Here is a 13,567-nt window from a genome sequence, read left to right as displayed (position 1 = left end):
CAATTCCGATAATTTGTTCCATGGGACACCTCTTCATATTTTGCTGATGTATTCAGCATGGCTCACTGGAGCCGATTTGGGGAGGTGTCCATTTCATTAACCACGAAAAGCTTTAATTTCAGCCTCGTAAACAACCGAGGCAGGGTGAGGTTGATGGGTTTGGTAAACAGAATTCATTACATGATCAATTAAAGGTAGCGTAGCAATGACAGTATGTTAACCAAAGTTGACACACCTTATAATCAAGACTATGATGATAACATCAATTAAGGAGGATAAAATGATAACAATTGAAAGGACTCAGGAAATTGAAAAATGGTTAAAATCTCTAAAAGATAGGGTAGCAAAAGCTAAGATTTTAACGGGAATTGAAAGGATGGAGGAAGGTAATTTTGGCGACGTTGAGCCTGTAGGTAAAGGGATTTCAGAATTAAGAATACATCATGGAAAAGGATATAGAGTTTACTTTGCCAATAAAAATAACCAAATAATATTATTACTTTGTGGCGGTGACAAAGGTAATCAGCAAGATGATATAAAAAAAGCAAAACTACTAGCGGAAAAGTGGGGATTTTAAAATGAAAACTGAACCAAAAAAATTTGATGTTGTTGAATTTTTAGATAGCGAAGAAGATATTCAGGCGTATTTAAATTCAGCTATCGAAGAAAACGACACTAAATATTTATTTAAAGCGTTAGGTAACATAGCCAGAGCCAGAAATATCAGCCAACTATCTAAGGATGCTGGAATAAGCCGAGAAGGAATTTATAAAGCATTATCAGGAGAAGGAAATCCATCTTTTAACACAGTCTATAAAATATCAAAAGCATTAGGCTTAAAACTTCATTTCACAGGGGCTTGATTAAGTCCTTTCAGAGCCTATGATTTTAAAAATCAATCAGGGTTGATTGACTTCGAACATAGGCTCTCAACGTTTCAATTGTTGCCCTACCCGTGTGCAAGTAAAGTATAATCTTGATCACAGTAGTCCTTTTACTCGGCATCCTCAATTCATAATATTAAATAGTGATGATTGACGAAGTTACCTTAAATTTTCGTAATAAAATACATAGCATATATGATAAGGCAAAAGCCAATAGCGAATACACCATTATATAAACATATATATTTACGTAATGAAATTCTCTTAACAAAAATTCATGGATAAAATCATTATGTATCTCAACAACAAAAATATTGTGAACGAGATATATTCCCAATATATTTTTGCTTATGCATTTTGTTGTATTTGATATTTTACTTACATTTAAATTAATCAAAAATAAAAATAAGCACACGGAAGAGACTTGAAGAAAAACATTATAAAATTTCCCATAAAAGAAGGCCATCCCTGTCCTGACTGATATAAATGACAAAATTATCAATGAGATAATGGATAACACCAACAGAGTTATGTGGTTAAAGGAGAAGGATTTTATTTTAGGGTTCGTAAGCCCTATATACCCTCCAATCAGAAAACTGAGAAGTCCTTGAACCTGGAATGGGAGTAAAATATTAAAGGGCACAATAGAAAAGTTATATTTATAGTCTGTCAATGCATTCAGTAAAGTAAAATTAGAAATAATAAACATTATGATTATTATCTTTATCAACCCCTTGGCATTCAATAAATTAAATGAACTCCGTATTAATGGAGTTAGTATATAAAGAGCAATCATTGCAAATATAAACCATAAATGAGTGGCATCGGATATAATCCGACTAACGTTAACGTAGTTTAAAAAACTGACGGTAGGAATTGTTGTGAATTTACTAATAAAGAAATTATCATAGAAATAATAAAAGACTAACCAAAACGATAATATAAGTAAAATTTTTTTATTTTATTAACTGCATAAACTGTTTGGTTTTCATGATTGTTATTTAGCAAGAAATAACCACTACACATAAAAAATAACGAAACACCCAACTGACCTGCTTGTCTGTATAAATACAAAATCACATCATTATCATGACGTAACAAAAAGAACAATGTGACGTGGGATACGACAACAAAAAATATAGAAATTATTTTCAATAAATCTATAGTTAGAACTCTCATTCAAAATCCCTCTTAAATTGATAACATGAAGTTTGCAATTTTAGGAGCTATTTTCGCCATACCTATTTTTGATGGATGCAATCCATCGGACTCTGTACCTGAGCTATTGCTAGTCATGATATCTATATTTCCTTCATTAAAACCGGAGTTTTTAAATAAATCCAGATATGGAATAGAATATCTTTCACAAACTTCCCTGCAAATATTACAATAATCAGACAAGTAGTATCCTTTCGAATTTTTTTTGTTCATTCCTCTTTCTATTGAGAGAGGTGTTGTTATGATGAACCCTATCCTTGATAATGGATATTGCTTTGTGACTCCTGCCAGCAATAAATGCATAGCGCCAATAAATGTTAATGGCGTTTTTTCTTTACTGCCACCTATTTCTATCCCCCCGTGAGAGCCAAAATCATAGCCAAAATCGTTAACTCCTCCCCATATGGTAATGATGTCTGGGTTGTTTCCCATTTCTTTATATCTTAAACAAATAGCAGAACTATCATCTTTATCTTTTTGAGCTATACATGTTCCTCCAATGCCGTAATTCACAAATTTTCTTAGTCCTAACATTTCAGTCACGATGGGTTGATACCACCCTCTTTCTGTTATGCTGTCTCCGAGTGAGAACCAAACTTGCCCCGCCAAATGAGATTGAATATAAGTCATTTTTTTTCCTTTGCTTTTTCTGGAATGTTAATTGGGTCGTTCTTGGAGGTATTCTTCTCAGGGAAAATACCCCCCACATCACTGATGCTGACTGTTCTTGTCTGCCAACGGGAGCAGATACAAGATTGAAGCCCAACCATACGAAAACGTACGCCAAGAGTGATTTTCTCTTTCTCATTAGCATTCGTCCGAATTAAAGAAATTAACAGTTAAATCCGTAAAATATTGTGTGCAACCCATCACTCTGAAATGATTTATAAAAATTATTGATGAAATACCTATTAATAATTAATCGAAAGATTGAAACGAGAGACAGATGAATAAGAGATGGCGTACATAATCATGTACTGGCTTAAAAAACGCTTATGTGCGGCTCCAGGCGATTTTATCTTTAAAACTACATTGGCAATCTTGTAGCCTTTTGGAAGACTTGCATAGATGAGGCGTCGCCGCCTCATCCTATTAGAACCGTACGTTCGGAACTTGTAGCTAATTTCTATCCCCTATGGGGACACAGCCCTGTTTTTACATTGAACAGATTGAAATAGCCCATGTGCGGCTTCAAACACAATCAAATAAGTCCGTGTACCAAAATCACTCCGATACATAAGGGTCCAACATATCTCCATATAAGCAGCAAACACTGACGTTTTCTCAATGACATATTATCCGGTATGAGTGTATTGACCTTACGTGACCAACCAAATACGAGGCAAATGATAATTCCGAACAATGGCATTAGAACATTGGAAGTAATAAAGTCCAGCATGTCGAAGATGGTTTTTCCACATAATGTGACATGACTTAGAGGACCAAAAGATAGGGAAACAGGTATCCCCATTAACATAATCGATGCCGTGACTATTAAGCTTGTTTTACGACGCGACCATTTAAAACGCTTCTGAACATAAGCAACAATGTGTTCAAGTAATGAAATTGATGAGGTCAGTGCGGCCATTAACAACAATAAAAAGAAAGTGACTGCTAAGATTGAGCCACCAGGCAGACTGGCGAAATAAATTGGCATCGTCATAAATGTTAATCCGGGCCCTGCATTTGGTTTTAAGCCAGCAGCGGCCAAAGCAGGAAAAATCATCAGACCAGCCAATACACAGACCAAACAGGAGAGGATGACAACCCAGATACTCGATTTACCAATACCTTTGTTATTAGGCAAATAGGAGCTGTACGTAATGTGGATACCCAAACCGATAGACAGTGAAAAGAATGCCAACCCTAGTGCATCTAAAACACCTTTTCCGGTCAAGCTATTGAAGTCTGGGTATAAGAATAATTTTAGTCCTTCTGATGAACCAGGTAAACGGATGCCGATAATAATCAACACTATCATGATCAAGAATAACAGTGGCATCATGACTTTAACTGATTTTTCCAAACCTTTTTGCACACCAGATAGTACCACGAAACAGGTCAGCCCTGAAAATGCCAGATGTGCAAGTATCGGCCACCATGGATCACTGATGAAATTGGTGAAAATAGATGTCAGTTGAGAGATGTCTGTAATATTCAACTCTCCTGTACTCGCCATCACCGTGTAACCTATGGTCCAACCACCGACAACACTGTAAAAGCTATAGATACACCATGAACTGAATATACCTGTAAAACCAACCCACCCCCAGTGTTTACCAAGTAATTTTTTAAATGCATCAACGGCCACTTCACCCGTGCTGCTTCCCATTATGTTTTCAGCTAACAGAACCGCTAATCCAATCACAAAGCTAAATAATAAAAATACAATCAGAAATGCACCGCCACCATTTGTTGCTGAAACATACGAGAATTTCCAGATGGCACCAATACCAACGGCAGATCCGGTTGCTGCTAATATGTGCCCCAAACGGGATGTCCACTGTTGACTCATGCTAACCTCCGAATAGATATCATGTCAGCACATGTACCTGGGCTCATAGCCGTAAGCAAAAAACCAACAGTAGTACTCCAAATATGTTCACCCGCTTGCAGGTCAACCATAGGCGAGAAAATGATATTTCCTGCCACGACGAGTAGGACAAAGGCCATAAAGCCCAATGCCCGAATATCTTTAGATAATAAACGGTATGTCATAATAATTGTTAACTTGTTGTTATAAAATGATTGTATATGTAATAGTAATTACAAAAACTACTTGAATTTCCAATGGCGAAACTGGATTCTGATTTAACAATCAGTGATAAACATCATATTCACTGATACTCACAAGATACAGAATGCAAGATACAGAATAATAGTGGTAATAACAGCTAGAATCGCCAAAACTACCCCCAAGTAAAACTTTGAGTGCTAAAAAGCTGCACCAACGCCTTGTAAGGTATCCAAGATGATTACTCCACTACAGCTCCTTCATTTCTCTTAAGCGAGGCTATTACTGCTTACGACGGAGTTCTTCATTTTCATAAAAATCACACATAACAGATATCGAAACCTATCAATAAAATCGCATTGAATGGGCGAAATTATCAATATTTGTGTAATGATTATTTTTTCTACAAAATAGAATCTCTCCCTATTATTTGAAATTGTCTGACTTCTACCTTTTTAACTTTAACGAAGGAACTTTTCCATCATAAAAGTTATTTTTTATAAAATATAATAAATAAAATTTCATAATAGCGCTATACCTCTTTTTTCATTCTCTTTTTGTGATGTGATGAATACACTCCCCAAAATTCATCAACATCATTGAAAAACTTCCACATAAATTAACAGTAATAGTTCCATGTGACTGTCTCATGGAATGATTACCAGAGTCATTCTATTTTATTTAACCAAAGAGAATAGGAAAGTAAAAACAAGAGGTTAAACTTCAGATGTTGTGCCAGACAATCTTTGGCCTACTTACTTTTATAGGTGCAATAGTTATCTAAGATTAATGTGAAGATTTTGTTCTAAGCTCTTCTCTTTAGCTTCCGTGATTTTTGCCACTTTTTCCTCGTATTCAGGATCAGGCTGTTTCACGGTAGGGATCGTTCTGCGCTAGACAATGCCCATATGGCCGCATAGCAGTATAGTGAACTTTGTGAAAGCAATATGTTTATAATTCATTAATTTTATGAGTTATTAATTCAAGCCTTCAGCGTGAGCGAATATAGCCAAAACCTTATTTAATTTATAGTGTTTTTTTGTTTATTCTTATTACATTATCATCGTGATAAAATTAAGATATATATTACACTTACTATTTCATCTAACATCACAACATGAAAACACTGAATTCATAAACCAGATAAAGAACTCTGTAAATAAGGTTATAATGACCGTTGTAGCACCCCCCCTTAATAACAGAGGAATAGTACCACTTTTATATTCATTTAATTATATTAATATCCCGATATGTAATTTATCCAACTTAATTCCCTGTTTTGGCCGTTAAGCAAAATAAAACATTACCGACAACAGCAATATCTTTCTACAGGTAGGATAGGGAGGCAGTCCTGCTGTAGCCTTATTCACCTGAAAACGGGAGCTTTCCTTTCACAGCAGGTGCCAGTTTGTCAAAACTCAGAATTTGCCCGTATGCTTGAATATTCTACAGGAATCCAGCGATATCCCTGTTTATCTTTACGAATATGCCCGATACCCGGGAAAGGAAAGTGGGCACCACCAATTAACCACCTTTCATATGAGGCTTTTTCAAAAATAGATTTGCGTGCCTCAATAGCTTTGTTGTCATCGACATCAAATTCAATAGAAACTTCCGGATATGTAAGTTGTACTGCATGAAAATGTACGATATCTCCCAAAATCAGCATGTTATCGTTACCTGAATGCACTAAAAATGAAGTATGGCCTGGTGTATGACCAAAAGTCGATATTGCTTTGATACCAGAAAAAATATTTTCTCCACTTTTAAAAGTACGGAATGCTCCTTCAGCAATATATGGCGCAACAGCATCCTGAACCATGGTAATGAATGGGCGTATCGTTTCAGGAGCTAAGGTGGCAATCTGAGGGTTCAGCCAGTAATTTTTTTCTTTCTCAGAGACATACACGGTTGCATTCGGGAATATAGCTTTGCCATCTGGAGAAGTGATGCCACAAGCATGATCTGGATGCATATGTGTCAGCAATATTGCTTTTACTGCTTCCGGTTGATAGCCCGCAGCACGGATGTTATTAACAATATTTCCTCCAGAGGGGCCAAAACATTGGCTACTACCTGCATCAATTAATACTAATCCCTCTCTGATATTCACAAGATAGGCATTTATCGCGGTCTGAATACCCTCTTTGTTTTCAATCTGGAACATATCTGTGATCAAGGCCTGGATATTTTTTGCGTCAAGACCTTTTAGTAAAGAAGGAGAAAGATCCGTATGACCGTCATAAACAGCGGTAACCATGAAATCACCAACCGCATTGTGATAGTAGCCAGGAGACTGATTTATAGGGTGTTCCGCAGCAGTGGATATTGCAGAAGTTGTGATGGAGCCTGTGAATGTCAATGCAATAGCTAGATATGATGCCTTAAATATATTTTTCATTAAATACTCCAGAGAAAATATGATGAATAAAAATAAATTTAATTCTCAATGGTTTCTCACTGAGAACAATTTTATTAACTATACCTTTTTTCTCTAAAAAAGGTAATTGCAAAGATAATGTCCTACGACTTAGTTTATTAAGCTTATTAATTAAATCATAAAATCCCACTCCATTATTTTTAGCAATATGATATATTATTGCCCCTCTCCACTTCCCTCCCAACAGATAAATAGCAGCTTCTACAGGACAACCAGAAGAACAATCAAAATGAGTATGTTTTTTCATATATATTAATATAAAAATTAATTATAACATCGCGGAAATATTATAAATATTAAGTAACCATGTTTGTAATCATTAAGATTACATATTTTCTTTTACTCATATTAATTATTAATAATACACATAATATTAATAATTGATATCTTCAAAACATTAGCACTACATATTGTTTTTACATTATTTTCTGTATTTTGTAGTGTTTCATCTATACGAGCACGAACAAACATATTTGCAGCCATGTTGAACCCCGTGCATTGGTTAATAAACACACTGAATCTCAATTGAGACACATGATCAAATCCGTAATTTTATCAAAAATTACAGAGGCAAAATTAAGATTACCAGAGGAGATAATATGAGACTAAAACTGCCCGATTAACTATTCGGGCAGTTCATATCTTAGGTAAGCAAAGAAAAGTTATTGCGCGGAAACTGATTCCATCCCCACTAATCCCACTTTGAGATAACCCGCCTTGCGTAGAGAATCCATGACGCTCATCAGAGTTTCATAATCCACTGTTTTATCGGCTTGGAAGAAAATTGTCGTATCTTTGTTGGATTGTGTGGTTTGATCCAATATCAAAGACAAGTTATCACGATCAACCGCCTGTTCTCCCACATACAACTGCTTATCTGCTTTCACAGTCAAAAATACCGGTTTTTCTGGTCGTGGTTGCGGCTTCGCAGTTGATGCTGGTAAATCAACTTTAATATCTACCGTTGCCAATGGTGCTGCCACCATGAAAATAATCAGCAGCACTAACATCACGTCAATAAACGGCGTAACGTTAATTTCATGCAGTTCACCGTTATCGTCCAAATCTTCATTAAGACGTATTGCCATAATTTATTACCTTGCTTCTGCTTTTTTTGTTTTGCTTTCAGCCAGATCAAGATCACGCCCCAGCAACAGGATTGCCTTAGCTGCCATGTCACCCACCTGACCACGGTATGATGAAATAACACGGGCAAAGATGTTATAAATCACTACCGCAGGGATCGCTGCCACCAGTCCCAATGCTGTCGCTAACAGAGCTTCCGCAATCCCTGGTGCAACAACGGCCAGGTTGGTTGTTTGTGAATGAGCAATGCCAATAAAACTGTTCATGATCCCCCAAACAGTACCAAACAGTCCCACAAATGGAGAAATGGCACCAATAGTTGCCAGATAACCGTTACCACGCCCCATATGGCGGCTAATTGCTGCAACAGCACGTTCCATGCGGAACGAAGTTCGCTCTTTGGTTCCAACCTTGTCAATACTGTCAGCAGACAGGGCGCGCTCCGATTGTGCTTCGCTCAACAACAGGCGGCTAACGCTACGATTGCCAAAATCTGCTGCAATTTTCACTGCTGCATCCAGATTGGCAGCCTCAACCAAAGCCAATTGTTCCTTACGTAAACGGCGGCGAGCCATTAAGAGTTCTGTACCTTTGGAAAAAAACAACGCCCATGTAATGACAGAAGCGATCACCAGCCCCACCATAACGGTTTTTACTACTGCATCTGCGTTTTGGTACATGCCCCAAATAGACAAATCCGTTGCGAAACCACCGGACAGATTGTCAGAAACTTCTTCAATTGGCGCCACAACTGTTTCTTCAGTCGTCACGGTTTCTGTAGCCGTTACATTTTCTGTTATATTAGCCGCTACGGTTTGCGCATCTGGAGTTGATGGTGCATCAGTTTTCTGCTTGTCAGTTGTTGATTCAACCGCTTGCGGAGCTGTGGAAGATGCTGGTGTTGCCGGAGCGGCTACCTGAGCAGCAGCCTGATTTTCTAGCGTGGCTGGTGTTGTATCAGCCCATGCTGAACTTGTTAATCCGAATGCCAATAGAATAGAAGCTGTCAAATTACGCATCAGTTAGCCTTACTCTCTTTCTTATAGATTCTGTTATTTAGCAGTGAATCACGTTTACTCATCTTGCTAATCCTAATATTTCCTGAGTCATGGCTCACTTTTCAACCTTGTATCTCCGCCCTCTTACAGCTTGATAACTGCACTGCAAGGTGAATTCAGGAAGATGCTGGTCTCATTTGACCCCTGATCCAGGCTTTTTACCTCAAGAGAGGAAAAAGTCCGCTACAAATGATATCAGACATTTGACGATTTGATAGTAATTATCATTACTATTTAACAAAAAAGTACTACTTAATGATGTTCCTTCGTTAATCGATCCTGATTTACTATCGCCATCTCACCTTGAATTTTCGTCAAGTTGCGCGAATCTCTTTGGTAAAACCACCCCAAATCTTTTAACTTTCTAATCATTATTTGAGCGATTCTATTTAGATATAAGCAGGAAATAACTTGGGGAATAATGCCATGACAGAAAAAAAACTAGAAACCTTATTAGTTAGTGCTGGAAGACAAAAAAGATATACGCAAGGTGCCGTTAATCCACTGATTCAACGCACCTCATCTGTCATTTTCGATACCGTTGAAGACTTAAAGCAAGCCTTGGAGAATCGTACCAAGGGTGAATTATTTTATGGGCGCCGTGGCACACTGACCCATTTTGCCTTCCAAGAAGCGATGTCTGAGCTGGAAGGTGGCGCTGGCTGTGCACTATATCCTTCCGGTACGGCAGCTATTACCCATTCAATTCTGGCATTTGTAAAAACCGGTGATCATGTTTTAATGACAGGTACAGCCTATGAACCCACACAGGAATTTTGCCATCACGTTCTGAAAAAAATGGAGATTTCCGCCGATTATTTTGACCCCATGATCGGAGAAAACATTGCTTCGCTGATTCAACCCAATACCAAAGTTATCTTTCTTGAATCACCGGGTTCCCTGACGATGGAAGTGCAAGATATTCCTGCCATCGTGCGGGCTATTCGGCAAGTCAATTCTGAGATTGTCATTATCATCGATAATACATGGGCGGCAGGCGTACTGTTTAAAGCCCTGGAGTTTGGCATCGATATTTCCATCCAATCCGCCACCAAATATATTATTGGCCATTCAGACGGAATGCTGGGTACAGCGGTTGCCAATGCACGATGTTGGGATCAGCTTAGGGAAGGATCTTACCTGCTAGGGCAAATTGCCGATCCCGATACGGTGTATATGGCAAACCGAGGGCTGCGCACGTTAGCGGTTCGTTTAAAACAACACGAAGAAAACAGCATCAAAATTGCCAAATGGCTTGCGCAGCGACCGGAAGTTGCCGAAGTTTATCACCCTGCCCTGCCTTCTTGCCCAGGGCATCAGTTCTTTCAGCGCGATTTCACGGGCTCCTGTGGACTATTTTCTTTCCTCCTGAATACCCAGCTTACACCTCAACAACTTGCTGATTATCTCGATAATCTGAGCCATTTTAAGATGGCTTTTTCGTGGGGAGGCTTTGAATCATTGATTTTAGGCATTCAACCAGAAATGCTTCAACGACTGCGTCAATACCCTTCGCCGCAAAAAACTGGCACCTTATTCCGTCTCCATATTGGGCTAGAAAATCTACAAGACTTGATTGATGATCTGGAAGCAGGTTTTGCGCGTTTGGCAATTCGTTAACTTTCACCTTTAAATTATGGCTATCTCTGATTATTGCGTATTTGCAGATAGCCACGGTTTCCCCTGCGGATGAATCAAATCCCCCCTTATCTCATCATTTTGCGGTACACTGAGGCAGATCGGTTTGTTAATTATTTTACTCGCAAAAGTCACAGGATAAACAATGGAAACGTTAAGCGAGATCGTGCATGCACTCTGGCATCACGACTTTAACCAACTTGCCAATCCAGATGTCATCTGGGTTATTTATGGCGTCCTTTTTGTCACACTAGTGTTGGAAAATGGACTATTGCCAGCCGCCTTTTTACCCGGCGATACTCTGCTGGTGCTTTCCGGTGCTTTAATTGCCAAAGGTGTCATGAGTTTCATTCCCACGGTAATCCTGCTAACCATCGCAGCAAGCCTGGGTTGTTGGCTGGGTTATTTACAGGGACGCTGGCTCGGTCATACCCGTATTGTCAAAAACTGGCTGGCTCAACTTCCCTTGCAATATCGCCAACGTGCCGATACGTTATTCTCTAAACACGGTCTGTCTGCCCTACTTATCGGACGCTTCTTAGCGTTTGTTCGTACTCTCCTGCCAACATTTGCCGGTATTTCTGGCCTAAATAATAAACGCTTTCAATTTTTTAACTGGTTAAGTGGCTTCTTATGGGTCATTATTATCGTGGGTTTTGGCTATATCCTAAACCAGATCCCTTTCGTTAAAGCACATCAAGATATGGTGATGAACATTTTGGTGATTTTGCCTGTTATTCTGTTGATTAGTGGCTTGTCCGCTTCTCTGTTGATGTATTGGCGTCATAAGAAAGGAGCAGTAAAGAAAAACAAATAACGTGCTTATCGTTTTAACACGATCACAAAAACCGCTATTTTTTTATTTACTTGATTTTCTACTTAATTAACTATCATCTGACTGGATTATCAACTCAATAATTGAACAACCAGAGTCCATTCCAACGGGTACTGTTACTACCAACTATTTAAGCTGTGTTCAACTTTTACATGCTGAATAACTTCCCCTGAATGGGATGGACAACCTCATTAACTAAAGGAGGTAATAATGGGTCAGCAGACAATTATTAAACTCGCTGATGAGAATCACATGCCACAATTGGGGCTTGGCGTTTGGAAAGCGAGTAATGAACAGGTTGTTAAGTCTATCCATACCGCATTAGAAGTCGGTTATCGCTCCATCGATACAGCGGCAATTTTTCATAACGAAGAAGGTGTGGGGAAAGCCTTACAAGAAACTGATATCCCACGCGAAGAAATTTTCATCACTACCAAACTTTGGAATGATCGCCACCTGGATGCCCGTGCGGCATTACAAGAAAGCCTGAACAAACTACAGTTAGATTATGTTGATCTCTATCTCATTCAATGGCCAGTTCCCGAACAGGATCATTATGTTGATGCATGGAGGCAACTGATTGAACTAAAAGAAACTGGCCTGACTCGCAGTATTGGAGTGTGTAATTTTCATATCGAGCATTTACAAAAAATAATCCAGGAAACAGGTGACGTTCCTGTAATCAACCAAATTGAATTGCATCCTCTGCTGCAACAGCGACAACTTCACTCATGGAATGCTACCCATCATATTACAACCGAATCCTGGAGCCCGTTATCACGGGGTGGAAAAGGCGTTTTTAATTCCCCACTGGTTGAACGTCTGGCACTTAAATACGGCAAGACGCCAGCGCAAATTGTCATTCGTTGGCATCTTGAATGCGGCATGATTGCCATCCCTAAATCTGTTACACCTGCCCGTATTAAAGAAAATTTTGATGTATTTGATTTCAGGCTGGAAAAAGAAGACTTAACAGCCATGGCTGAACTGGATATTGGGAAACGGATAGGCCCAAACCCCGATAATTATAATCAATTTTAGTTAGGAAAATCATCCCATAGATTCATATACCCATTTCATTCAATCCATTTCAACGAACCTGAACTCTGTTCTTCAGCAGGGTTCAGGTCATGTACCTGAATAAAATCCTTCCATAAAACACTATAATTTATCGAACAAATCAAAAATATTAATAATAACTATGTTTACTATTTATGTATGAACTATGTTATAGACTTACTTCACAACGCTAAACAACAGGTATATTAAATAGATAATTGAAACACGCTACGCATTTATGACAGCGTTAAATCTATCTATTTACATCAACATTCCAAATAAAAACTTAAGGAAATGATAATGGTTTACGTAGTTATTTCTTTATTAATGCTTATCCCTTTTTTCTTCACCTTAAAGTGGTTTCTACTGTCACCCCGAACCCACTACAACGCAGTGGGGATCTTACTTGCAATCGCAGCCATGGCTTTTCATATGTACATCTTTCGTTTTAATAATATTCCGATTGTACATATTAATGTTGCCCATCAACCGATTGTGTTTTATGGCGCAGTAATGATTACGCTTCTACACGGCATACTCTATTCCATTTGTTTCAAGCGGTACTATGGAAAGAACATTGATAATGAGGAAAGTCATCTACACAATAACCAACGG

At 38.4% G+C, this 13,567-nt stretch carries 12 protein-coding genes and 1 pseudogene; 5 read left to right on the top strand and 8 right to left on the bottom strand.

The genetic code is table 11. The features are described from left to right. Nucleotides 1-280 precede the first annotated feature (280 nt). Both Xentx_RS15335 and Xentx_RS15330 read left to right on the top strand, forming a co-directional pair. A complete protein-coding gene (locus tag Xentx_RS15335; RefSeq protein WP_074021243.1) occupies nucleotides 281-577 on the top strand; it encodes a type II toxin-antitoxin system RelE/ParE family toxin in 297 nt (98 codons plus the stop codon). A gap of 1 nt (nucleotide 578) precedes the next feature. Next, nucleotides 579-863 carry an addiction module antidote protein gene (locus Xentx_RS15330; RefSeq protein WP_074021242.1) on the top strand — a complete coding sequence of 95 codons (285 nt, stop codon included), beginning with the start codon at nucleotides 579-581 and terminating at the stop codon, nucleotides 861-863. Between the two features lie 157 nt (nucleotides 864-1,020). Here the strand turns inward: Xentx_RS15330 and Xentx_RS15325 are convergent. The 8 genes and pseudogenes from Xentx_RS15325 to exbB all read right to left on the bottom strand — a co-directional run bounded on the left by Xentx_RS15325 (nucleotide 1,021) and on the right by exbB (nucleotide 9,381). Continuing rightward, nucleotides 1,021-2,063: pseudogene (locus Xentx_RS15325) on the bottom strand (acyltransferase). 12 nt (nucleotides 2,064-2,075) lie between these two features. Beyond that, nucleotides 2,076-2,732: an SGNH/GDSL hydrolase family protein gene (locus Xentx_RS15320; protein ID WP_074021240.1), complete on the bottom strand. Its 657-nt coding sequence runs from the start codon at nucleotides 2,730-2,732 to the stop codon at nucleotides 2,076-2,078. Nucleotides 2,733-3,303: 571 nt separating this feature from the next. Continuing rightward, a complete protein-coding gene (locus tag Xentx_RS15315; RefSeq protein ID WP_074021238.1) occupies nucleotides 3,304-4,617 on the bottom strand; it encodes a sodium-dependent transporter in 1,314 nt (437 codons plus the stop codon). Then, nucleotides 4,614-4,820 (bottom strand): branched-chain amino acid transport system II carrier protein, encoded by a 207-nt coding sequence (locus Xentx_RS18595; RefSeq protein WP_083601019.1) that lies wholly within the window; start codon nucleotides 4,818-4,820, stop codon nucleotides 4,614-4,616. Before Xentx_RS18595 ends, Xentx_RS15315 begins: the two co-directional genes overlap by 4 nt. Nucleotides 4,821-6,247: 1,427 nt before the next feature. Then, nucleotides 6,248-7,237, bottom strand: coding sequence for an MBL fold metallo-hydrolase (locus Xentx_RS15305; protein ID WP_074021237.1), 990 nt, complete (start codon nucleotides 7,235-7,237; stop codon nucleotides 6,248-6,250). Then, complete coding sequence (locus Xentx_RS15300) at nucleotides 7,221-7,523, bottom strand: winged helix-turn-helix transcriptional regulator (RefSeq protein ID WP_074021235.1); 303 nt, start codon at nucleotides 7,521-7,523, stop codon at nucleotides 7,221-7,223. Before Xentx_RS15300 ends, Xentx_RS15305 begins: the two co-directional genes overlap by 17 nt. Nucleotides 7,524-7,938: 415 nt before the next feature. Beyond that, nucleotides 7,939-8,364: a TonB system transport protein ExbD gene (gene exbD / locus Xentx_RS15295; protein WP_074021233.1), complete on the bottom strand. Its 426-nt coding sequence runs from the start codon at nucleotides 8,362-8,364 to the stop codon at nucleotides 7,939-7,941. A 6-nt stretch (nucleotides 8,365-8,370) separates the two neighbouring features. Continuing rightward, entirely contained in the window at nucleotides 8,371-9,381 is a 1,011-nt protein-coding gene (exbB, locus tag Xentx_RS15290) for a tonB-system energizer ExbB (RefSeq protein ID WP_074021231.1), read from the bottom strand. A gap of 465 nt (nucleotides 9,382-9,846) precedes the next feature. On the opposite strand from exbB, the gene metC reads away from it, so the two are divergent. From metC to dkgA, 3 genes are all read left to right on the top strand, one after another. Further along, entirely contained in the window at nucleotides 9,847-11,040 is a 1,194-nt protein-coding gene (gene metC / locus Xentx_RS15285) for a cystathionine beta-lyase (RefSeq protein WP_074021230.1), read from the top strand. A 163-nt stretch (nucleotides 11,041-11,203) separates the two neighbouring features. Then, nucleotides 11,204-11,875: a DedA family protein gene (locus tag Xentx_RS15280; RefSeq protein ID WP_074021228.1), complete on the top strand. Its 672-nt coding sequence runs from the start codon at nucleotides 11,204-11,206 to the stop codon at nucleotides 11,873-11,875. Nucleotides 11,876-12,103: 228 nt separating this feature from the next. Beyond that, nucleotides 12,104-12,934 carry a 2,5-didehydrogluconate reductase DkgA gene (dkgA, locus tag Xentx_RS15275; protein WP_074021226.1) on the top strand — a complete coding sequence of 277 codons (831 nt, stop codon included), beginning with the start codon at nucleotides 12,104-12,106 and terminating at the stop codon, nucleotides 12,932-12,934. The last annotated feature ends 633 nt before the right edge of the window (nucleotides 12,935-13,567 follow it).

Source organism: Xenorhabdus thuongxuanensis, from assembly GCF_001908095.1.
Taxonomy (GTDB): Bacteria; Pseudomonadota; Gammaproteobacteria; order Enterobacterales; family Enterobacteriaceae; genus Xenorhabdus; species Xenorhabdus thuongxuanensis.
The sequence above is the reverse complement of the archived record's forward strand: the minus strand, read 5'-3'. Positions and strand labels throughout refer to the sequence as shown.